Below are 23,792 nucleotides of genomic sequence, written 5' to 3' on the forward strand. Positions count from 1 at the left end.
GATGCAATTTCAATGGGTTGATATAATTTTTATAATAATAATTGGGTTATCCTCTATTACTGGTTTGCTAAGAGGGTTTGTTAAAGAGTTTATTGCAATAGGAGTATGGATCTTAGCCGTGTGGGCCGGTTATAACTATTCAGGCAGCGTTAGCCCTTATATCCAACCTTACATACAAAATGCCTCAATCCTTTCAATAGTAAGCTTTATGGTTGTTGTACTAGGTGTTTTAATCACAGGTGGTATCGCGAATTTTATCATCGGCCTTTTTTTAAAAGGCAGTGGTTTAGGTGCTATGGATAAAGTTTTAGGCGGTATTTTCGGTTTTGGCCGAGGAGTGTTTATTCTCTCACTTATCTTTGCGATACTGAGCATGACGTCTTTGCCTTATCAGCAATATGTTCAAGGCTCTAGGGTGTATAATCAGCTAACACCCGTGATTAACTGGGTTTCTGGATACTTGCCAGGGCTTCTTAATCAAGCGAAACAAATGGCTGCAAACAATAAGTCCTTTAATCTTATTGATATAACCCCTGATGTTTAATGTATTCATAGACTGAATAAGGGAGCTTATTTTTAACGTTGACTCCCTTTTTTATCTCTTTTCGAAGTGACGTAGAAGAAATTTCAAAATTCCCTGCATCAAATAAAAAGACACTCCCAGATTGAGTGTTCAAAAGTTCTTGTTTATTTTCATTTTGATATTTCTTTAAAAATTGTTGCATGATTTCTGGAATAGGTTGTGTGGTGAATTCAGAGCGGTTGATTACCATGAGATGGGCAAGGGTAATTATTTTTTGCCACTGATGCCATTGATATAAGGAAAGAAAAGCATCATAACCAATAATTAAAGTAATCGATGCCTCAGGAAACTCGGCTCTAAAGCTTTCGAGAGTTTCAACCATATAAGATGGCGTAGTACGCTCTATTTCACGCAAATCCAATTTGAAATTTTGCTTATAACGCTTTATTGCACGTAGAATCATTTCTATTCGTTGTTTGCTATTAGCAACAGTAGCGGGTTTTATTGTTGGTGTTTTACAAGGAAGAAAAATATAAGAATCAAAGTTGAAATGCTTTTGTATGGTTAAACTGGTGTGCAAATGCCCATTATGGATGGGATCAAATGCGCCCCCGAAAATAGCTATGCTGTACATAAATCACCTATTATGAGTCCTAGACACAATGAAAGAGCAATATTTTCCAAAGTATTCCATACTTGCTTATTTATATTTGATTTAATACGTTCATCAATGGAGTAACAGCAGCTATGTAATTTTATTAATGTTTCTTTATTAAATCGTTTACAACATGCTTGATAAAGATTAATACGTTGTGGCCATATTTTTAATTGATCACTAGCGCTCTTAATATCAATTTTATGCTCCAGGAAATGATAAAGTTGCATGATTATTCTGATTTCTTGGCTAAGTACCCATAACACCAAAGTAGCTTCAGTTTTATTATTTGCAGCATGACGTAAAATTTGAATTGCTTTATCACTTTGGCCAAGTAGGCATGCATGAACTAATTCAAAAAGATCGTGTTCGCATTGATCTGATAAATGTTCTTGCACTTGTTGGACATCAATTTTGTGATTACCATTATTAGAAAGCGCTATTTTTTCAATGACTTGAGCGCAAGCCAGCATATTTCCTTGGGTGTAATGGTGAATTAAATCAGGAACCTGTGGATCAAATTGGATAGAGTTTTTCTTTAATTGCATGACTATCCAATTTTTCATAGCCTCGGCATTAAGCGGGTAAGCAACAGTAAGTACGGCATGTTCTTGGGAGGAAAGCCATTGTAATTGTTTTAGAGGTAAATTAGGTGCTCTTATGATAATAAAGCAGCGTGAGTTAATAGAATTAAGGTATTCTACTAGAATTTTCTTTCCTAGCGCATCTATTGTTTTTTTATCAAAAAAGACATTTAAAAGTACAATATCTGAAAACAAAGAGTAACTGTTTGCCTCTTCTTTAACACTATTCCAATCTTCAGTAGACTGGATGGAGATGATTTTTTCATCATAATGATGATTTTTTTTGATGGCAGATTTTATTGTAGCTAGAGAATCCTCTAATAGATAGTTGTCTTGCCCAATAAGCATGTAGAGTGGTGCAATTTTTTTTTGGACTTGTTGAGCGAGCATTTGTTGTTTGATTTGCATAGGAACAGGTCACCCTTTGTCTTTGTAGCCGTAAACGTCACGCCCCATGCACCGAAAAGCTGCATTTGGCAAATCTTGCGCGAAAATAACACTTCAAAAACCTCACATACTGACGTATGCTCATTTTACTGCGGGCTATGTTAAGTTTGGTTCTTCCACATCAGGTTAAAATGAAGGTTTTTGTAGATGGCTTAGTCTATACAAGATTTGAGTCACAGCATCTTGTTTCATTTCTCCAATTAAAATGCTTTCTTCATCTTTAGAACCAAGAATTCTATCATTATTCAAGGTAAGCTGTCTGGACACACTAACCTTGCTCGGAGGAGTTAGCTCTTGCCCTTTTCGAGTTTTCAATATATAGATTACGGTTAAAGTTAACGTATACTGTCTGGGATTTGTGCTTGCTCCAACACTAATAATTTGCTGTTGCAGATTCACTTCATTAACTAGAAGCCAATATTGGGCATGAGAAGGCTCATTAATTTCAACCTTTGAACCTTCCAAGCGTGATTCTATTATGGAGATAAATTGTTTGTCGTTATTTTCAGAAATGATCGCAATATTATTAAGCCAACTAGGTACGTTACTAACCCCACGTAGATGAAATCCACAAGCAGATAGAAAAAGAGCGAGTACCATAATAGTAATACTTTTTAAAATCATAGATTGAAACTTTGAGTAGCTGTATTTCATCAACCAACGACCAAATTAATTAATTGTCTGTGCGCAACAACGATCGCTTTTTTAACCGTTTGATTCGCCAGAAAATCTTTTACATGTTGTTTGGCTGCAGCAATTAATGTTTCTTCTGTTGCATCTACGCTCGCAGTAAATTGTGCTCTAAGCTTGCCATTAACTTGAACCACATAATCAACCTCATCGGTTTTTAATGCTCCTTTGTCGACTCTAGGCCAATTAGCATCAATAATTGCTTTTTCAAAGCCCAATTGTTGCCATAAGTGATGCGTAATATGAGGGGTTATAGGAGCGAGTAATCGAAGTAATATACTTACTCCAGAATGAATAAAAAATTTATCTTCCTCAGTTTCTATAGAATAACTTGATAATTCATTAAACAGCTTCATACACCCTGAAACTACTGTATTAAATTGGTTGCGATCGTAATCGTGAGTCGCTTGGGCTAGAGTTTGGTGCACCACATGACGTGATTTTTTTAAGCGACTTTCAGCTTGTTGCCAGTTTACATGACCGTTACCACTGAGAATAAGGTCATTTATATCAATAAGCATATTTTGATGTTGATAAGCAAAAACCCAAATTCGTTTAAGAAAACGATGTGCGCCTTCTACTGCGGTATCTGACCATTCTAAAGATTGTTCAGGTGGTGCTGCAAACATAACAAATAGTCGTGCTGTATCTGCTCCATAAGTATCAATCAGATGGTTAGGATCTACGACGTTGCCAACAGATTTAGACATTTTATGCCCATCTTTTAAAACCATACCTTGAGTTAATAGAGCTTTAAAAGGTTCATCTGAATTAACTAAGCCTTCATCACGCATTAATTTATGGAAGAAACGGGCATAAAGTAAATGCATAACGGCATGTTCAATCCCCCCTACATATTGATCTACAGGAGTCCAATATTTTGCCCGATCATCGAGCATGGCATTTTCTTGGCCTTTACACGCAAAACGTGCGTAATACCAAGAAGACTCGACAAAGGTGTCAAACGTATCTGTTTCACGATATGCATCCTGTCCACATTTCGGACAAGTGATGTTCACAAATTCAGGGCATTGAGTTAAAGGTGAGCCTGTTCCGGTAAACGAAACATTCTCTGGGAGCACTACTGGAAGATCTTCATCTGGAACAGGGACTGTGCCACATTGTTCACATAAAATCATGGGAATAGGCGTTCCCCAATATCTTTGTCTCGATACACCCCAGTCACGTAATCTGTAATTAATTGTGGCCTTACCCGCATCATGCTCTTCAAGGAAATTCGTTATAGTTTCCATAGCTTGAGTAGAACTTAATCCATCAAACTGATCTGAGTGAATCAGCGTACCTTCGCCTGTATAGGCTGATAGGTTTAAATCGTGTACGACACCATTTTCTGGTTTTATGACTGCTTTAATAGGTAATTGATATTTTTTTGCAAACTCCCAATCTCTTTGATCGTGAGCGGGGACTGCCATTACAGCACCAGAGCCGTATTGCATCAGTACAAAATTTGCCACCCATATTGGTAGTTTTTCTCCAGTTATTGGATGAATCGCAGTCATTCCAGTATCTACACCACGTTTTTCCATGGTGGCTAACTCTGCTTCAGCCATTTTGGTGCCCTGGCAACTGTCAATAAATTCTTTTATTTCTTTACGATTATTGGCTGCTTCTTTAGCTATAGGATGATCCGTTGCTACTGCAAGATAAGTTGTACCCATGAGGGTATCAGGTCGGGTCGTATAAATTTTTAACCGTTTGGGATAGTTATTAACATTGAAATAAATTTCAGTCCCAGTAGAGCGTCCTATCCAGTTGCGCTGCATTTGTTTAACTTGTGCTGGCCATTCGTCCAGGCTATCTAATGAACTTAATAATTCATCAGCATAGGCTGTAATTTTAATGAACCACTGAGAAATTTCTTTTCTTTCAACCAGAGCCCCAGATCGCCATCCTCGGCCATCAACTACTTGTTCATTCGCTAAGACAGTTTGATCGACGGGATCCCAATTTACTACTGCATTTTTTTTATAAACTAAACCTTTTTCAAATAATCGGATAAAAAACCATTGCTCCCACCGATAATATTCAGGGGTACAGGTGCAAATTTCACGTTTCCAATCATAGGCATTACCAAGACGTAAAAACTGCTTTTTCATCGACTCTATATTCTTTTTAGTCCATTCAGCTGGAGGAATACCATTTTTTATCGCCGCATTTTCTGCAGGCAAACCAAATGCATCCCAACCTATAGGTTGGAGGACATTTTTGCCTAAAGCACGTTGATAGCGGGCAATAACGTCGCCAATAGTATAGTTACGCACATGCCCCATGTGCAATGTTCCACTGGGATAGGGGAACATGGATAAACAATAAAATTTCTCTTTGTTTAAATCTTCCGAAACATTAAATGATTGTTTTTTATGCCAATATTGTTGAGCTTGTTCCTCAACTTCTTGTGGTATATAGGTTTTATCCATGGTCCAATTTTTTAAGTGACTCTAAATCGCTAAGGATAACTCCTCTTGTGCTTGCCAGCAATAGATTATTGCTGGAATAAGCGACGAAGTTGAATAAAAAGTATAAAAATTATAAAAATTGTACAAAAAATTAAAGAAGGATACTCATACCAAATAATCCATGGGGTAAAACCTTGAGCAGGATAAACAGTACCTTGTAATAATCCAGAGCTAAATGGAGGAAGACTTTCAACTATATCACCATGACTATCAATTATTGAAGATAAACCATCATTGTTAACGACCACTTGATATCGCCCAGTCAGTAACGAGAGAAGTTGAGCCATTTGTAATTGCTGATAACTCGCTAGTGAATGTCCAAACCAACCATTATCACTGATGGAAACGATCCATTGGGCTTTGGGCATTTGTGCACGTAAAATATTGGGATAGGCAATTTCATAACAAATAAGACTGGCAATTGGGTGTTTAGCGATTTTAATTAAAGGCTGTTGTTTTTTTCCAGGTAATAAATTTGCTTCGGGTAAATTGAACCATTGATAAATCGTAATTAGAGGTTTAGGAATGTATTCTCCAAAAGGAACAAGTTGACGTTTGAATTTTTTTCCTTTGGCCTGTCCAAAAGTAATAATGGAGTTATAATAATGGGTTTCATTGTCATTGGTAGGTTGAAGTATACCTAACATTAAAGCGCTGTTTGCTTTTGTTGCTTTTTTGTTTAATTTAAGAAAATACTTATCCAGATAACTTGCAGGAAGTGGTATTGCGGATTCAGGCAAAATAATAAGTTGTTTTCCTAAAAGTTTATTTATTGCATTTTCATAATATTTTAATAAGTTCCAAAATAAAGTTTCATCCCATTTATCACGCATGGATAAATTGGCTTGAACTGCACCAACACTAATGGGTTCTTGCTTTATTTGTGACCAAGAAATATTTTTACATAACACAGGGCTTATCATGACAAGTACAAAAGCAATGAAGCAGTAATAGCGTTTTGGGTAATTTGGTGAAACTGCTAAGGTAAGCAATGCAGAGATAAAAACACAAACTAAACTTAATCCGTAGATTCCTAAAATAGGGGCAAGGTATTTAATAGGTGTATCAATAAGAGTTGTACCCACCAATAACCATGGAAATCCAGTAAATAATGTGGAGCGACAATATTCACTGAGGCACCATAAAGTACTAAATAAGAGTAAAGACAGCAGTGTTCGGTGTTTTAATTCAAGTAACTTATATAAGTAAGTAACAAGAGCGGGGAAAAGTGAGAGATACATGATAAAAATTAATGTAACTAATGCTGAGCCAAAATAATTTAATTGGCCATAATCATGAATACTGATGATAACCCACGAAACGCCGAAGCCAAAATAGCCTAATCCATAAAAGAATCCTAAGAAAGCACCTTGTTTTATAGAGCAGTTTTTCAGACTGAAATAGAGAGAGGCTAGACTTAATAAAGTGAGGCCTGGCATGTGAAAAGGGGCAAAGCCAAAAGGAGATAATATTCCAGCTATAAATACAAATAGATATTTTGTATAGCTAATACGGATTGATGATTTAAGCGTGGTGCTGTTCGCTAAAGCAGTTTGCTTCATATTTTATCAATAAATTATAAAAGGGTAAGATAAATGAGTACTGGATTTAGGTCAAGAATTAGCAAATTCTTTTCTTTAAAATCGAAAGATAACATGTATCGCAAGATATTGCACCATTAGTGACTAAAACAGCATATCTTCCATTAAAAAGTATATGTTAATTGGGAATCAGAATGATTCATTAAAAGTATCACTGATGCGGGGATAACTACCTTTTATTTATTCATGTACAAAATTTAGATTTAGAGAACACTATCCAAGCCTTGAGAATTTGTGTAGGATGATCGCGTTTTATAATGGGAGAGGGATTCAAATGTATAATGTAATGATTACTGGCGCAGGGAAAATTGGTAGTTTAATTTCTTGCTTACTGTCAGAAAGCGGTTCTTATCAGGTCCATTTAGTAGATATTGATTTTAATGGTTCCGATGTAAAAAGATTATTGGACGCGGTGCCACAAGTCAAAACTGTGGCTTTAGATGTTCAAGATAAAGAATCGACTCAAGCTTATATGGAAAAGCATGGAATTGTGGCTGTTATCTCAAGCCTTCCTTATTTTTTAAATACCCATGTTGCTGAAGCAGCAAGAGCTGCCAAAGCACATTATTTTGATCTGACTGAAGATACCGCTGTTACGGAGGCAGTCAAAGCAATTGCTTTGGATGCAGAAACTGCTTTTGTGCCTCAGTGTGGTTTAGCTCCAGGATTTATTAGTATCGCTGCTAATAGCCTAATGCAGGAGTTTGAGGAATGCCATCATGTGAAATTACGTGTGGGTGCACTTCCGCAGAATGCAAATAATGCACTGCAATACTCATTAACTTGGTCAACCGACGGTGTAATTAATGAATATGGTAATCCTTGCTATGCCATTAAATATGGAAAAGCAGTTACTGTAGCTCCATTAGAAGGTTTGGAAACGATTCAAATTGATGGTTGTGAATATGAAGCTTTTAATACCTCTGGAGGTCTTGGGAGTTTAGCAGAAATGCACGCAGGCAAAGTGCAAACCATGAATTATAAAACGATGCGTTATCCGGGTCACTGTCAAAAAATGCGTTTATTAATGAATGACTTGCGTTTAAACCAAGATAGACCTACATTAAAGCGAATCTTAGAAAATGCTATTCCTAAAACCTATCAGGATATTGTGATTGTTTATGTTTCTGTAGAAGGAATAAAACGTGGTGAACTTACAGAAAGAAATTATGTGAAGAAAATTTATCCAGTCGAAATTTGTGGTTTGGAGTGGTCTGCTATTCAAGTGAGTACAGCTTCAGGTGTTTGTGCTGTTGTTGATTTAGTACTAGGCCAAGCCAATGAATATAAGGGTTTGGTTTTACAAGAAAAATTCCAATTATCTGCTGTATTGGAAAATCGTTTTGGTCGTTATTACGCTTAACCGCGACCGCAACCCCATGTTCTTATCCACGATCGTTAGTGCAAATAGATGTTTTGGATTAGCGGTCGTATCTCGAGTTAAATGATATAGTTTTGGATTATTACGGAGATAATCAATGGATATATTAAAGCATTTAAAAATTCATGCTGTTAACCCAGGAGCTTTTAGCGGTCAGGGATGGCAAAGCAGGGTTCATAATCATCAATTAGTTTCTTTTAACCCTACCAATGGGGAAAAACTTGCCGAAGTTGCAACATGTACCATAGAAGATTACGAAGAGGTGATGAAGCGCGCGCAATATGCTGCACACGAATGGAAAAAAGTTCCAGCTCCGAAACGAGGGGAAATAATCAGACAAATTGGCCAAGCTTTACGTGAGCATAAAGATGCTTTAGGTAGTTTAGTTTCCTTGGAAATGGGCAAATCAAAGCAAGAGGGCGATGGCGAGGTTCAAGAGATGATTGATATCGCTGATTTTGCTGTTGGTCAATCACGAATGTTATATGGGAATTCTATGCACTCAGAACGGCCTCAGCATAGAATGTATGAACAATGGCATCCCTATGGAATTGTTGGAGTTATTTCAGCCTTTAATTTTCCCGTTGCTGTTTGGTCTTGGAATGCTTTTTTAGCTGCTATATGTGGAAATGTTACTTTATGGAAGCCCTCAGCAAAAACACCTTTATGCGCTATAGCAGTACAACAAATTTGTAACGAGGTATTAAGTCGCAATGGCTGTCCTGAGATATTTAGTTTAATTATTCCTGAAAGTCACGAGGTTGTGGAAACGATGGTTAATGACAATCGTATACCCCTGATTTCGTTTACCGGTTCAACGGCTGTAGGGAAACAAGTTGCTGCGAAAGTTGCTGCTCGATTAGGAAAGACTATTCTTGAGTTGGGTGGTAATAATGCCATTATTTTAGATGAAACAGCGGATCTTCATTTAGCGATACCTGCCATAGTTTTTGGGGCTGTCGGCACTGCAGGGCAAAGATGTACCTCGACACGACGTTTATTTGTACACCATTCCATGTATGATTATGTGCTTGAGCGTTTAAGTTTTGCTTATGAACAGATAACAATTGGTGATCCCTTGGATAAACACAATTTAATGGGGCCTCTTATTGATAAGCAAGCTGTAGAACAATTTAATAAAGCAATGTCGCGTATTAAATCAGCTGGCGGTCGTATTTTATTTGGTGGAGAGTCCTTGCATCAACCGGGATTTTTTGTGCAACCTACCCTAGTATGTGATGTAAAAAATCATTGGGATATTGTGCAAGAAGAAACATTTGCGCCTATTTTGTACGTGATGCCTTATCAGACTTTAGATGACGCCATTGCTTTGCAAAATAATGTTCCTCAAGGACTGTCTTCAGCGATGTTTACTCAAAACTTGAAAAATGCGGAGCATTTTTTAAGTGCCTGGGGCAGTGATTGTGGAATTGCCAATATTAACATAGGGACTTCAGGTGCTGAAATTGGTGGCGCATTTGGAGGAGAGAAAGAGACTGGTGGGGGACGTGAGTCTGGTTCTGACTCTTGGAAGGCATATATGCGTCGACAAACTAACACAATTAATTGGGGTAATGAGCTGCCTTTAGCTCAAGGTATTCGTTTTGATCTGTCTTGATAAAACTGTTGTTTGGTAACGTGAAGCATAGCGACCATTTAATTAAAGATATTTAATGTTACCTCGCTGTCGCAGCATGGGGCGAGGTAAATCAATGTGTTTCTCTCTAAATTTAATGGTACTTACTCAGATAATATAAATGAATAAGGAAAAAAGAATGCAGGGATCTTTTTTTATAAAAAAAGCCGCAGTTCTAGGGGCCGGTGTTATGGGTGCGCAGATTGCCGCGCATTTAGTGAATGCAGGTGTAGAAACCTTACTTTTTGATTTAGCATCAAAAGAGGGGAGCCCTAATGCTTTTGTTGACAAAGCAATAGCTCATTTAGGAAAGCTAAAACCAGACCCTCTTGCAACAGCCCAAACTACTGCCTTATTACAAGCACGAAATTATGATCAACATCTTTCGGACTTGTCCTCATGTGATTTAATTATTGAAGCTATTGCGGAGCGTTTAGATTGGAAAGAAGATTTATACGAACGTATTTCTCCTTACTTAGGAGAAAAAGCGATTCTTGTGAGTAATACTTCCGGTCTAAGTATTAATACTTTATGTTCTGTTTTGCCTGAACGACATAGAAAGAATTTTTGTGGAGTTCATTTCTTTAATCCCCCACGTTACATGCATCTTGCCGAGCTTATTCCTGCAGCAACCACAGATGAAGAATTGGTGAATCATTTAGAAACTTGGTTGACTCGCTATGTGGGTAAAGGAGTGGTCAGGGCAAAAGATACCCCTAATTTTATTGGTAATCGTATTGGGGTATTTTCTTTATTAACAACCTTACATCATGCATTTGCTATGGATATGGGTTTGGATGAAGTTGATGCGTTAACTGGCCCCTTATTAGGCAGGCCCAAATCGGCGACCTTTCGTACCATGGATGTTGTTGGTTTAGATACCATGCAACATGTTGTAAATACCATGCAACAGCAATTAGCTGATGATCCCTGGCATCATAGTTTTCAATTACCAGAATGGATTGTTAATTTAATTAAAGAGGGACATTTGGGACAAAAAACTGGCCAAGGTGTTTACCGAAAAAATGGTAAAATGATCGAGGTTTACGATGTAAAATCAGCAACCTATCGTCCCGCAGAACCTTCCGTTAGTGATGAGTTGAAAGCAATCATGGGGAACCAAGATCCAGTTGCTCGCATGCAAAGTCTGATTACCTCTAAGGACAAGCAAGCGCAATTTTTAGCTGAATGTTTTAGGGATTTGTTCCATTATTGTGCCTATCATCTTGCTTCTATTGCGGATAATGTAAGAGATGTGGATTTAGCAATTCGTTGGGGATTTGGTTGGATGCAAGGTCCTTTTGAAACCTGGCAGCTTGCTGATTTAGCAACGATGACCCAGTATATTTATCGAGAAATAAAAGAAAATAGGACCCTTAGCTCCGCGTCTTTGCCCGGATGGCTTTTTGAAATTAGTCATTTTTATACCGAAAAAGGCGCCTATTCGCCACAACTCAATGATTACCAACCTAGAAGTCAATTACCTGTTTATAAGCGTCAATTTTTCCCAGATAAAGTTCTCAAAGAGCCTGCGCATCCTAAACCTGTACTTTATGAAAATGAAGGTGTTTGTTTGTGGCATTTACAAGATGATGTTGCTGTAGTGAACTTTAAGAGTAAAGCGAATACAGTAGGGCAATCGGTGCTTGATGGGTTAGAAGCAGCATTGCAAATGGCGGAAAAACAATGTCGTGGAGTAATCCTACATCAGCAAGATGCGAATAATTTTTCCTCAGGCGCTGATTTACGTGGCGTATTAAAATTAATTCAAGATAATAAAATGCGTGATTTAGAGGCAATGATTGCCCAATTTCAGCATGTAGCTTTGCGCTTAAAATATAGTCCCATTCCCGTTGTTGCTGCCTTAAGAGGGCGAGCTCTAGGCGGTGGTTGTGAATTAATGATGCATTGTGATGCTGTAGTTGCTGCTTTTGAATCTTATCCTGGCTTGGTGGAGTTCGGTGTTGGTGTGATTCCTGCTGGAGGTGGATGTAAGGAAATGGCAATGCGCGCGGCGCATCTTGTTCCTCAAGGGGATTTATTGTCCGTGATACAGGTTTATTTTCAGCAAATTGCAACTGCCCAAGTAGCGAATTCAGCTGCTCATGCGATACAGATGGGATATTTGCGAAATACCGACAGTTACATCATGCATGCTAATGAGGTTCTATATGTAGCGCTAGAACAAGTAAAATGCATGCATGCAAAGAACTATCTTCCTCCTTTAAAGAAACAATTTAAAATTGCAGGCATTGAAGGTAAAGCTCGATTGCAAGCAGGTTTAGTGAATTGGTTAGAAGGAGGATTTATTTCTCAGCATGACTACTTTATCGCTACGGAGTTGGCAACAGTGCTTTGTGGTGGCAATCTCAATCAAAATACAGTAGTTGATGAGAATTGGATGCTTAAATTGGAGCGAGAGGCTTTTATTAATCTTGCTTCGGCACCGTTAACGCAAGCACGGATTAGTCATTTACTAGAGACCGGCAAGCCACTACGTAATTAAGGGAGATTGAAAATGACTAATGTATACATAGTTGACGTATTACGTACTCCAGTTGGTAAAGCACCTCGAGGTGTATTTAAGCATACTTTGCCTGATGATTTGTTAGCACATGTAATCAGAAATTTAATGCAGCGTAATCTGTCTGTAGAAACGTCAAAAATAGAGGATGTTGTTGTAGGATGTGCTATGCCAGAAGCAGAGCAAGGTATGAACGTAGCGCGTATCGCATCGTTATTGGCCGATTTACCTCAATCAGTTCCAGCAATGACCATTAACCGCTTTTGTTGTTCAGGTGTACAAAGTATTTCTATAGCTGCGGACTCTATTCGTAGTGGCGATGTACATTTGGCCCTTGCTGGTGGTGTTGAAAGCATGTCGATGGTGCCTTTAGGTGGAAATAAATATACAGCAAACCCAGCTATTTTTAATAATGAAGATATAGCAATCGCTTATGGTATGGGAATTACTGCTGAGAATGTGGCTAAGCGATGGGGAATTTCGCGAGAGCAACAAGATGAGTTTGCTACTGAAAGTCATAAAAAAGCCGTGGCAGCACAGCAACGTGGTGATTTTAAGGCAGAGATCAGTCCTATTGAGATTACGATAAGACAAGCAGACTTAGAAAACTCAAATGTATTAATTAAGAAAAAATTGGTAAGTGAGGATGAAGGACCACGTGCTGATACTTCATATGAGGCAATTTCTAAGTTAAAACCCGTTTTTGCCGCAAGAGGAACGGTCACTGCGGGAAACAGTTCGCAAACTAGTGATGGTGCCGGTATTGCTTTATTAGCAAGTGAGCAGGCGCTGCATTATTATAAGCTAAAACCTATGGGACGGTTGTTAAGTTATGCAGTAGCTGGGGTTCCTCCTGAAATTATGGGGATTGGACCTATTGAAGCTATTCCTATTGCGTTAAAAAGAGCAGGGCTTACGTTAGATCAATTAGATTGGATAGAGCTTAATGAGGCTTTTGCGGCTCAAGCTTTAGCCGTGATTAAAGAGCTTGAGCTTCCGCGTGACAAAGTAAATCCTTTAGGTGGTGCTATTGCCTTGGGTCACCCACTAGGAGCTACTGGTGCGATAAGGACGGCAACTTTATTACATGGTTTACAAAGAACTAAGGGTCGTTATGGCATGGTTACTATGTGCATTGGTACTGGCATGGGAGCTGCTGCCATATTTGAAGCTTTATAAAACGCTTTTTTCACATAATAGTGTCAACAGCTTTGATACTGGGCCCTGCGGTCTGCACCGCGGGGGTTCGGCATAAACCCGATGACGAGATTTATACCAAGCCATGTGTTGACCATGCAACAACGCCGCTTTTGCAGAAGGTGACGTAGAGAGTAGCGGCACAAATTAGTTTGCACTACTTGAGATCGAAAGTTCCTTCAAGATGATGTGCTTGAAGGATAATACGATGGAGTTACCACTAAATTCTCAATGGGATTAATTTTTATCGCGGAAGATAATACGACCCTTAGTTAGGTCATAAGGAGTTAACTCAACCTTGACTTTATCTCCAGTCAAAATTCTTATGTAATTTTTACGCATACGACCAGAAATGTGAGCAGTGATAACATGCCCATTTTCTAATTCAACACGAAACATGGTGTTGGGTAGGGTGTCTATAACAGTACCAGCCATTTCTATATGATCTTCTTTTGCCATAGGTCTCTCAGTGATGTACCAAATTGATAAAGTTTATTATGCATAATTATACATTTACTTGCAGCCATGTATACTGCACTAAAATAAATAAAATGGCAATCTAACCGGATTAATTTTCATGATTAGTATCCATTTCTTTGTATCAAATTGTTACCAGATGTAAAAATATTACCAAACATAACCGGTGAAATGTTTTTCTTGACTGGCTTGAGAGCGCTTGGGTTTTATGAGTCCTTGTAAGTTAAATTCGTGTTTTTGTAATTCCATGATTAATGTTTTGAATGGTTCAGAACTAACATGCTGTTCAAACAACTTTTTTGCAGTATTGATAAATTTTTTCATTTTCTTATCAAACTTTATTTTATCCGCGGTATATTTTTCTTTAATCGCAGTTGAATCTGTTTTTAGAGGTTCTTGGGGTGGCTTGGGGGCCATTTTCCATCCCTTTTCAGTTAGCCCAAATCGAATATGTTTTACTATATCTTGTTCTTGACAGTAATAGGAAACAGTGATTAAACCTGGATAAGTGGCGCTATCTCTTATTAAAAATACCGCCTTAGATTCTTTTGCTTTTGCATTATGCTGTTCTAGAAGGTTATGTATTTGGTAGCTGTTGATTAATCCAAAAATAATCGGGATCTTGGAGTTTGGTTCATTTTTTTGTATTGCTTCCATAAAGTACTCCAGTTTTATTAAAATCATATTAAAGCCAGGTCATAATCAGTAAGTTATGATAAAAAGACTGACTATTAGCTACCTTATACAGCCTTCTAATAGTATAGTTCTACTAATTCAAAATATTAGTGGTCAAAAAGAGAAATGCCATAGGCCTTGTTGAGTAGGATTAATTAATGTCTTGCCTAATAAACAAAGAAACTCTTTGCGATCAATTATCTTAGCACCTAGACTTTGTAAATGATTTGTAGGTATTTGACAATCAATAAAATCGAAACTCCAATCTGTTAACGTTTTACATAAATAGTAAAGAGCAATTTTAGACGCATCCGTTATTTTATGAAACATGGATTCACCAAAAAAAGCCCGTCCTAGATTAATTCCATAAAGGCCACCAACGAGTTCGTTTTCATACCATATTTCGAAGGAATGGGCGAAACCTAAAAGATGTAAATTGGTGTATGCTTCTATCATTTCTTCAGTAATCCACGTGTTATTAAACCGATCAGAACAAGTAGCGCAGGCCGTAATTACTTGTTTAAATGCGGTATCGATGGTGCAGCTAAAACCTTTTTTTAGAGATTTTTTTAAGCTTCGGGATAAGTTAAATTCCTTGGGAATCAAGATTAGTCTAGGATTTGGTGACCACCAAAGCACAGGCATGCCAGGTTCATACCATGGGAAAATGCCCTGTTTATAAGCCTGAAGTATACGTTGGGGAGCCAGATCGCCTCCGACCATCAATAAACCATGATCATCACTAGTTTCTGGGTTTGGGAAAGAGTATAGTTCATTATAACTCAACTTAATCTCCTGAACTTTGATTTCTATAAAATTGTATCTTACAGTGATTATAAGCAAGTATTAGAGAAAACAAGAGAACCCTAGAGACATTTTTAGGGACAAGATCTTGGGTTTGAAGAAATTTGGAGGCAGATATAAGATTAAAATACTTTATCAGCTGCTAATCAAAAATCATAGCCTGGGTGTAATTGGAAAAGCCCAAGCTATAATTTTGCGTCTTATTTATTTAAATTTAAATCTAAATATTGTTCTGCATCAAGGGCTGCCATACAACCAAAACCTGCTGAAGTAATGGCTTGACGATATACATGATCGGCTACATCGCCGCATGCAAATACTCCAGGAATGGATGTACTGGTAGCCATTCCATCAAGTCCTGATTTAATAACAATATAACCATTATTCATTACGAGTTGATCTTTGAATAAATCAGTATTTGGCGTATGGCCAATGGCGATAAATACACCATCCACATCTAATGATTCTTTGGTATCATCTTGTACGTTGCGAATTAAGGCTCCAGTTACTTTTTTACCGTCACCTATAACTTCTTCTAATGTTGAATTCCATATGATTTTGATATTTCCATTTCGAGTTTTCTCAAAAAGTTTGTCTTGAAGAATTTTTTCGGCACGTAAACTATCGCGTCGGTGCACTAAAGTAACTGATGAGGCAAGATTGGATAAATAAAGTGCTTCTTCAACTGCGGTATTTCCTCCGCCAATAACACAGACTGTTTTATTGCGATAGAAAAAACCATCACAAGTAGCGCAGGCAGAAACACCTCGCCCCTGATAGGCAGATTCAGATTCTAATCCTAGATAACGTGCGGAGGCTCCAGTAGCAATAATTAAAGCGTCACAAGTATAAGTTTCACTATCACCCTGAAGCACAAAAGGTGCTTGTGCCAACTCAGCTTTAACAATATGATCAAAAATGATTTGGGTTTCGAAGCGCTCTGCATGTTTTTGCATGCGCTCCATCAGGGCAGGGCCTTGTAATCCCTCAATATCTCCAGGCCAATTATCTACATCGGTTGTGGTCGTTAATTGGCCACCTGGTTGCATACCCGTGATTAAAACGGGATTAAGATTGGCTCTTGCAGCATAGACAGCGGCGGTATAACCTGCTGGACCTGAACCTAATATGATTAAGCGGTGGTGATTGCTTGCGCTCATCTCTCTGCCTTCCTTAATAATTTGTGTTAAGATGGCGAATATTATGATAAAAACAAAGATATGAAAATACCTATGGAAAAACAACGCTCCGGAAAAAAAAATCAAGGTACTAAAAAACACATGCCAAATTATGTCACCAAACGGTTGAGTGAGGGGAGTTTTATACTCATTTTAACTAGTGCTCTTTTTGTTCTTTTGTCCTTGCTAACCTATAAAGTAAGTGATCCTGGGCTGTCGCATGCTGCATGGAAGGGACTTACTGTTGCTAATTCAGGTGGACAAGTGGGGGCATACGTAGCAGATGCGCTTTATTTTACATTCGGGTATATTGCCTATTTAGTGCCTATATCTTTTGTATATGTTGCATGGCTTATTTTACATGATTTCCGTGTGTTAAAAATTCTTGATAAACGAGTTTTATTGCTGCGCTCTATTGGTTTAATTTTTATGTTTGCAGGTGGCTGTGGTTTATTAAGCTTACAAGTAGAGCTGAGTCAATTAAATTCCATTCGCGGTCCTGGAGGGTTTATCGGACAGGCAGTAGGTAGTGGTTGGTACCAAATGCTGAATGTATATGGAGCAAGTCTTGCGTTATTGGCAATATTTTTAGTAGGTACTACTTGGTTCACTGGTTTGTCCTGGATAAACGCGATTGAGTTAATCGGTTTTTATACTTTATTTATTGCAAATTATATAACCAAAACGTTACAAAGGGCATGGCAGTTCATCAAGTCCCAGATTGATAAAAATAAAGCAAAAAAAGTAACGAAGATTTCTAGCACCCCTCGTGAGAAATCTGCACCTAAATTGTTTAAACCTAAAGTAGTGAAGGAAAAAGAAACAGTGGTTGCTGCCCCTGTTTTAATAGCCAATGAAGTAAAGCCTGAAATTGTTAAACCTGCCAAAGAAATAAAAGAAATTCGTGCTCCCAAAATGAGTACTTCAGGCGATTTACCTTCGCTTAGCTTATTAGATAAGGGACAACCTGGCAAACCTATGGGTGGATACACACACCAAGAATTAGAAAATTTATCACGCGAAGTGGAACAGCATTTGTTAGATTTTGGTATTCAAGCAGGAGTAGTCGCTGTACATCCTGGCCCTGTGGTTACTCGTTTTGAATTACAATTGGCTGCTGGAATAAAGGTCAGTAAGTTAACTGCTTTGGCTAAAGATTTAGCCCGTTCTTTGTCGGTCATTTCGGTACGTGTTGTTGAAGTTATCCCAGGTAAGACTGTGGTTGGTTTGGAGTTACCTAATCATTCACGCGAAGTTGTTCGTTTATCTGATGTTTTATCAGCAGAGGTCTATCAGCAGGCACATTCGCCTGTAAGTATGGCTTTAGGAGTGGACATTGGAGGCCATCCAGTAGTGGTGGATTTGGCAAAAATGCCCCATTTACTTGTGGCTGGTACCACCGGTTCAGGTAAGTCTGTGGGGATAAATGCCATGATTTTAAGTATCCTATTTAAGGCAACTCCTGAGCAAGTACGCCTGATTATGGTTGATCCTAAAATGCTGGAATTATCGGTGTATGATGGTATTCCCCATTTATTAACTCCAGTAGTTACTGATATGAAAGAAGCTGCGAGTGCCTTGCGGTGGTGTGTTGAGGAGATGGAGCGACGCTATAAGCTGATGGCTGCGTTAGGGGTAAGAAATTTGGCAGGCTTTAATAGTAAAATTACTGAAAGCATTGCTAATGGTCAACCTTTAGCAAATCCTTTATGGAAACCTACTGATTCAATGGATGAGGTTGCCCCTGAATTGGAGCCTTTACCCTGCATTGTAGTTGTGATTGATGAACTTGCAGATATGATGATGGTTGTGGGCAAGAAAGTAGAACAATTAATCGCCCGTATCGCACAAAAAGCTAGAGCAGCAGGAATTCATATGATCCTTGCTACCCAAAGACCTTCCGTAGATGTTTTAACCGGTCTCATCAAATCAAATATTCCAACACGAATGTCTTTTCAAGTTTCGTCAAAAATTGATTCTCGGACTATATTGGATCAGCAAGGTGCTGAGCAATTATTGGGGCACGGAGATATGTTATACTTAGCACCAGGAAGTGGTGCTCCTTTACGTGTTCATGGTGCTTTTGTGGATGATAAGGAAGTGCATCGTATCGCTGATGATTGGCGAGCTCGCGGTGAGCCTGATTATATTGATTCTATTTTAAAAATGCCTGGAGATGGGAATGAAGGTGGCTCTGATGAAGAAGGTCAAACAGAAGAGGATGATCCTCTTTATGACCAGGCGGTAGAATTTGTAATTCAAACACGCAAAGCAAGTATTTCTGCGGTACAAAGACGTTTGAAAATAGGCTATAACCGTGCAGCACGAATGATTGAAGAAATGGAACGTGTAGGAATTGTTGGCCCCTTAGAAGGGGGATATCGGGATGTCCTAGTGACATCAGTGACAGAGGATTAACTATGAAAAAAATGTTTATTGCACTACTTTTAAGTATTTCTACCTCAGTATTTTGCCAAACACCAGGCGAATTATTGCAAGATAAACTCAATGGAATTCGCTCCATGACTGCCAATTTTAAGCAGGCAGTGAAGGCAAAACATCGCGTGGTCTCTCGTTCATCAGGTACTATGGCTTTGCAAAGACCTGGTCGATTTCGTTGGCAAACTGTGCAACCTATGGCGCAGTTGATGGTTGCCGATGGTCAGCGAATTTGGGTTTATGATAAAGACTTAGAGCAAGTAACGGTTAAAAAGCAAGATAAAGGTTTAGGCGGTACTGCTGCTTTATTTTTGAGTGGTTATGACGATACAGTAACTCGAGATTTTAATGTAGCTCAAAGTGGAATGGGTCATGAATTGGTTTTTGATTTAAAAGCAAAGTCGTCTAAAGCGAGTTTTCAACGAATTAAATTGGTTTTTCGGCAAGATCTCTTAACAGGGCTAGAGCTTTATGATCAATTAGGACAAGTGACTACTGTACAATTAACTCAAATTAAATTAAACCCTAAATTGACCTCCAATATGTTTCAATTCAAAACGCCTAAAGGTGTGGATGTGGTCCAACAATGAGTTTGTTTCAGGAAGAACCTACACCGCCATTAGCAGAACGTCTAAGGCCCAAGAGTCTCGATGAGGTGATTGGGCAAAGTCATTTATTAGGTGAGGGCAAATCTTTAAAACTGAGCTTTGCAGGAAAAAAACTTCATTCCATGATTCTATGGGGTCCTCCTGGCGTGGGTAAAACAACAATTGCACGCATTACTGCAGAAGCTTTTGACTGTGAATGGATAGCACTGTCTGCAGTTTTTTCGGGAGTGAAGGATATTCGTGCTGCGATCGAAAAAGCACAAGAAAACTTGATTCATGGTAAACATACCCTCTTGTTTATTGATGAAATTCATCGTTTTAATAAAGCACAACAAGACGCGTTATTGCCTTATACAGAATCAGGCTTGGTTACTTTCATAGGCGCTACCACGGAAAATCCTTCTTTTGAAGTAAATTCTGCTTTACTTTCGCGAGCCCAAGTATATGTTTTAAAACCTTTAACTGATGATGAATTACGGCAATTATTTCAAAAAGCGCATCAAGCAGTTTTATCCCATCTTCAATTTGATGAAGAGGCTATTCAAATGATCATTGGATTTGCTGATGGGGATGCTAGACGATTACTCAATACGCTGGAGCAATTACAAACTGCTTGTATTGCAATGAATAATCAACATGTGACCAAAGAATTGGTTATCAATTCTTTGGCAGAAAATACTCGTCGCTTTGATAAGAGTGGAGAAAATTTTTACGACCAAATTTCTGCGTTGCACAAATCTGTGCGTGGGTCTAATCCTGATGCCGCACTTTATTGGCTCTGTCGTATGTTAGATGGTGGGGCAGATCCTCGCTATCTAGCACGGCGTATTTTAAGGATGGCATGGGAGGATATTGGTTTAGCTGATCCACGCGCCATGCAAATTGCTAGCGATGCTGCAGCAACTTATGAGCGACTCGGTTCTCCAGAAGGGGAACTTGCATTGGGACAAGCTGTTATTTATTTGTCAATAGCTGCGAAAAGTAATGCAGGTTATATGGCTTTTAATCAAGCAATGGATTTTGTAAAACACGATAAGTCTCGAGAAGTGCCTATTCATTTACGTAATGCACCCACTCGATTATTGAAAAAATTAGGTTATGGAAAAGAATATCGCTACGCGCATGATGAGCCGCACGCTTATGCTGCTGGCGAACATTATTTACCTGAAGGGATGCAAGAACCGGGATGGTATAAACCAGTAGAACGTGGTTTAGAAATAAAGATCGCGGAGAAACTTGCTTTTTTAAGATCGTTGGACAAAAAAAATAATTAATGTATAATATGCGGCCATCATAGCTTTAGAAATAGCAGTAAATTTTCAGTGTTGATCAATATTTGAACTATTCTTCTCTTATGATTTGATGACAATGAAAATAATAATTCATTAAGGTTGTCCCATGTCTTTAGATATCCCAAGCGCCCATTCTTCAAAAGAACTCAAAAAACTGATAGATTTAATTACAAGATATAATGAAATTTCTGATAAAGAAGAAAATGCCGAATTAAAAAGGTTATTTTATCTACAACAGATTAATTATTTAACTAAATACAGTACAAACACTGTCATCATTCAGTGGCGAAATCAATACGATAAAAATGGACTAGAAAGTCATTTACAAAAATATGGAGTACATCGTGATTCATCACTGTTATTAGAAGGTATTGAATTTGCCAATGCTGTATCTCGTTTTTCTCCTCTATTAGGATCATCACCTGAACTATTGCAAACTGATTTTTATGAAGCAATGCAAGAGCGGGATAAATTATTTACTGAGGACCCAGCTCCGGGAAATATTACGAAATACATTCAGTATAACCAAATTATAAAAGCTTATTATCAACAAGATAAGCAATTACAAGAGAAAGTCCAAAGAAATTTATACTATTTATCCCTTGCTTATGCAAAAGTTGACGCCATACAAGGATTTGTTCAACAAGAGTTTGGAGAATATCAGACCGAAGTTCTTGGTAATCCTAAAGGCAATAATAAAAACTTTACGTTTACTATTGAAGGCGAGCCAGTAAAAACGGTAATCCGAGTAGAAGATCGGAATACCATTGGAAAAGAACAACAACTACAAACACATCAAGTGAGTGAGTATTTCTCTGAAGATTATGTAACGATCATGGTTCCCTTTTTGAATGATGATAATGAAACAGCGTATCAACCTGTTGTGATTAGTGAATTTGCCTCAAAGGGAGATTTAGCTCATTATGCCGAAAAGCTTAAAGGCCGAGATCCTAAGGATATTTTAAAACAAACAGTATATTTTATGGATAATCTAGGTGATTTTTGTACTAAATTAATGGACTCAGGGCATTATCATCCAGATATTAAATTATCTAATTTTTTAACTGATGGTGAGCGACTTATTGTTAGCGATAGAAAAACCATCACTGATAAAAAAAATCCTAAAGTTAATGAAATTTCCAGTTCACCTATTTATGGAGCACCGGAGTATCAGAAGTGTCTTAGATCAGGAAGTGTAGGTCTCAATTTTAGAGCATTTGCTACAACACTTGATATGCCTTCCTACATGTCTTTTCAAGTAGGTACGGCTTTGAAAGAGTTTATGCTCAAAAGTAATCTTATTCCTTATGACGAACAAAGTGAGGAAGACTTTGAGGAAAAATTTTCTAAATGGCAATCATTAAGTAAATTTGCTAATCCTCAACCATCTACAAATGAAATAAGAAATATGTCAGTACTTGTTCAAGAGTTAACTCGACAAAACTCAAAAGACAGGCTTCCGATTAAACACTTTCAAACATTATTAAAAAAAGTAACCTTATCTCCCGATGAATTTATGGACGAGCTGGAAAAATTATCTCCTGCATCTAAATTAAGCTCTTCTGAGGATATTGAATTAATTAAAACCATTTTAACCGCAGATACTTTAGATGAGAAATTAGAAGAAAAACTAGGGCAAATGGATCCAACTCATTTAGAAACACTATTTCTCGATCCTAGATTCCATTCAGAGTCATTGTTTAAAGGCAAATCACTTGCTCATGCTAATCAATATCTTAAAGCTGTGGATGGTGCACTATTAGCAAAAGATTTAGAAAAAGCCAGTGGTTTTAGATGGTTCATTCATGTGATTTCTTTTGGGTTTATCACTGTACCTAGAGTTAGTACCATTAATGACATAAAAAATAACTTACCTAAGATGGATAAAATAACACAGGCATGTTTTATATTAAGCGGAATAGCAGGTAATGAAACTTTCCCAGGTCTTGATGCAAACAAAAAAGATTTATTTCAACAGATTAGCAATTTGGAAGAAAGCTCTGAGGTCGAGAAACAAGCTTCAAATGAGGAAGAATCTAACTGTCGCCACAGGGGTCAATCAGCACAAAGTAGTACAAGCGGACTCCATAATACAGATACAAATGAAGAATGCGATGTGATAATTCATGATGTTGACCAAAAAGAAATAGATGAAGGTATAAAGAAAATAAAGCTTTCAGTTAAGAACGATGGAGCCTCTTTAGAAAGGCCAGCACATAACCAACAGGTTACTATTGCACCTTCAAATGTTGACAACATCGCGAATACAATTAATCGAGGTAATAAATTTAAAAATGGATTATTTGCAATAAAAGAGTCTGTTGTTCAAGAGGCTACTGAAAAAGAGAGTTTAAATAAAAACCCAATGTTTTAGTTTAAAATATCTAAGCATTATGTCGAATTACTTTTATTTAGAACTGGATCCCGTATAAATGTGGCGCATCCCCGCTTTCGCTGGGGACAAGCTTTACGGGATAACGTTCGTTTAGCGACATAAATGGCATAGAAATGCCTTTTATGTCGAACTCACGTTAATTACATAATGTTTAGATATTCTCATTTGAATCTAAATTTGTTAGAGTCAATATATTAATTATAATAATT

The 23,792-nt window shown here is 37.8% G+C and carries 18 protein-coding genes; 9 read left to right on the top strand and 9 right to left on the bottom strand.

What is annotated here, in order from left to right:
- The first annotated feature begins 1 nt into the window (after position 1).
- The gene (locus tag DYH34_RS05965; RefSeq protein ID WP_058465969.1) at positions 2-544 is read left to right on the top strand and encodes a CvpA family protein; all 543 of its coding nucleotides are present in this window, start codon (positions 2-4) and stop codon (positions 542-544) included.
- On the opposite strand, the gene nadD is transcribed toward DYH34_RS05965, so the two are convergent.
- From nadD to lnt, 5 genes are all read right to left on the bottom strand, one after another.
- Positions 519-1,157: a nicotinate-nucleotide adenylyltransferase gene (gene nadD, locus DYH34_RS05970; protein ID WP_058465970.1), complete on the bottom strand. Its 639-nt coding sequence runs from the start codon at positions 1,155-1,157 to the stop codon at positions 519-521. The genes DYH34_RS05965 and nadD overlap by 26 nt on opposite strands.
- The gene (holA, locus tag DYH34_RS05975; RefSeq protein WP_058465971.1) at positions 1,145-2,170 is read right to left on the bottom strand and encodes a DNA polymerase III subunit delta; all 1,026 of its coding nucleotides are present in this window, start codon (positions 2,168-2,170) and stop codon (positions 1,145-1,147) included. The genes nadD and holA overlap by 13 nt, the downstream gene beginning before the upstream one ends.
- Before the next feature lie 165 nt (positions 2,171-2,335).
- Positions 2,336-2,833 (bottom strand): LPS-assembly lipoprotein LptE, encoded by a 498-nt coding sequence (locus tag DYH34_RS05980; protein WP_238589558.1) that lies wholly within the window; start codon positions 2,831-2,833, stop codon positions 2,336-2,338.
- Positions 2,834-2,862: 29 nt separating this feature from the next.
- Positions 2,863-5,337, bottom strand: a complete 2,475-nt coding sequence (leuS, locus tag DYH34_RS05985; protein ID WP_058465973.1) for a leucine--tRNA ligase — start codon at positions 5,335-5,337, stop codon at positions 2,863-2,865.
- A 65-nt stretch (positions 5,338-5,402) separates the two neighbouring features.
- Positions 5,403-6,938, bottom strand: coding sequence for an apolipoprotein N-acyltransferase (gene lnt / locus DYH34_RS05990; RefSeq protein ID WP_058465974.1), 1,536 nt, complete (start codon positions 6,936-6,938; stop codon positions 5,403-5,405).
- 313 nt (positions 6,939-7,251) lie between these two features.
- On the opposite strand from lnt, the gene DYH34_RS05995 reads away from it, so the two are divergent.
- From DYH34_RS05995 to DYH34_RS06010, 4 genes are all read left to right on the top strand, one after another.
- On the top strand, positions 7,252-8,340 hold the full coding sequence (locus DYH34_RS05995) for a saccharopine dehydrogenase family protein (protein WP_058465975.1): 1,089 nt from the start codon (positions 7,252-7,254) through the stop codon (positions 8,338-8,340).
- A gap of 115 nt (positions 8,341-8,455) precedes the next feature.
- Positions 8,456-9,976 carry an L-piperidine-6-carboxylate dehydrogenase gene (gene amaB, locus DYH34_RS06000; RefSeq protein WP_058465976.1) on the top strand — a complete coding sequence of 507 codons (1,521 nt, stop codon included), beginning with the start codon at positions 8,456-8,458 and terminating at the stop codon, positions 9,974-9,976.
- A 157-nt stretch (positions 9,977-10,133) separates the two neighbouring features.
- Complete coding sequence (locus DYH34_RS06005; protein ID WP_058465977.1) at positions 10,134-12,500, top strand: 3-hydroxyacyl-CoA dehydrogenase/enoyl-CoA hydratase family protein; 2,367 nt, start codon at positions 10,134-10,136, stop codon at positions 12,498-12,500.
- Between the two features lie 12 nt (positions 12,501-12,512).
- On the top strand, positions 12,513-13,697 hold the full coding sequence (locus DYH34_RS06010; RefSeq protein WP_058465978.1) for an acetyl-CoA C-acyltransferase: 1,185 nt from the start codon (positions 12,513-12,515) through the stop codon (positions 13,695-13,697).
- Positions 13,698-13,952: 255 nt separating this feature from the next.
- Here DYH34_RS06010 and infA read toward each other — a convergent pair whose 3' ends face one another.
- From infA to trxB, 4 genes are all read right to left on the bottom strand, one after another.
- Positions 13,953-14,174, bottom strand: a complete 222-nt coding sequence (gene infA / locus DYH34_RS06015) for a translation initiation factor IF-1 (RefSeq protein ID WP_019233117.1) — start codon at positions 14,172-14,174, stop codon at positions 13,953-13,955.
- A 168-nt stretch (positions 14,175-14,342) separates the two neighbouring features.
- Positions 14,343-14,849 (bottom strand): SH2 domain-containing protein, encoded by a 507-nt coding sequence (locus DYH34_RS06020; RefSeq protein ID WP_058465979.1) that lies wholly within the window; start codon positions 14,847-14,849, stop codon positions 14,343-14,345.
- Between the two features lie 132 nt (positions 14,850-14,981).
- On the bottom strand, positions 14,982-15,590 hold the full coding sequence (aat, locus tag DYH34_RS06025; RefSeq protein WP_420795590.1) for a leucyl/phenylalanyl-tRNA--protein transferase: 609 nt from the start codon (positions 15,588-15,590) through the stop codon (positions 14,982-14,984).
- A gap of 281 nt (positions 15,591-15,871) precedes the next feature.
- Positions 15,872-16,831 carry a thioredoxin-disulfide reductase gene (gene trxB / locus DYH34_RS06030; protein WP_058465981.1) on the bottom strand — a complete coding sequence of 320 codons (960 nt, stop codon included), beginning with the start codon at positions 16,829-16,831 and terminating at the stop codon, positions 15,872-15,874.
- A 72-nt stretch (positions 16,832-16,903) separates the two neighbouring features.
- On the opposite strand from trxB, the gene DYH34_RS06035 reads away from it, so the two are divergent.
- The 4 genes from DYH34_RS06035 to DYH34_RS06050 all read left to right on the top strand — a co-directional run bounded on the left by DYH34_RS06035 (position 16,904) and on the right by DYH34_RS06050 (position 23,562).
- Positions 16,904-19,267, top strand: coding sequence for a DNA translocase FtsK (locus DYH34_RS06035; RefSeq protein ID WP_058465982.1), 2,364 nt, complete (start codon positions 16,904-16,906; stop codon positions 19,265-19,267).
- Between the two features lie 2 nt (positions 19,268-19,269).
- Positions 19,270-19,878 carry an outer membrane lipoprotein periplasmic chaperone LolA gene (gene lolA, locus DYH34_RS06040; protein WP_058465983.1) on the top strand — a complete coding sequence of 203 codons (609 nt, stop codon included), beginning with the start codon at positions 19,270-19,272 and terminating at the stop codon, positions 19,876-19,878.
- Entirely contained in the window at positions 19,875-21,170 is a 1,296-nt protein-coding gene (locus tag DYH34_RS06045; protein WP_058465984.1) for a replication-associated recombination protein A, read from the top strand. Before lolA ends, DYH34_RS06045 begins: the two co-directional genes overlap by 4 nt.
- A 124-nt stretch (positions 21,171-21,294) precedes the next feature.
- Positions 21,295-23,562, top strand: a complete 2,268-nt coding sequence (locus tag DYH34_RS06050; RefSeq protein ID WP_058465985.1) for a hypothetical protein — start codon at positions 21,295-21,297, stop codon at positions 23,560-23,562.
- Positions 23,563-23,792: the final 230 nt, after the last annotated feature.

The sequence above is a fragment of the Legionella cincinnatiensis genome, from assembly GCF_900452415.1.
In the GTDB taxonomy this organism is placed as follows: domain Bacteria; phylum Pseudomonadota; class Gammaproteobacteria; order Legionellales; family Legionellaceae; genus Legionella; species Legionella cincinnatiensis.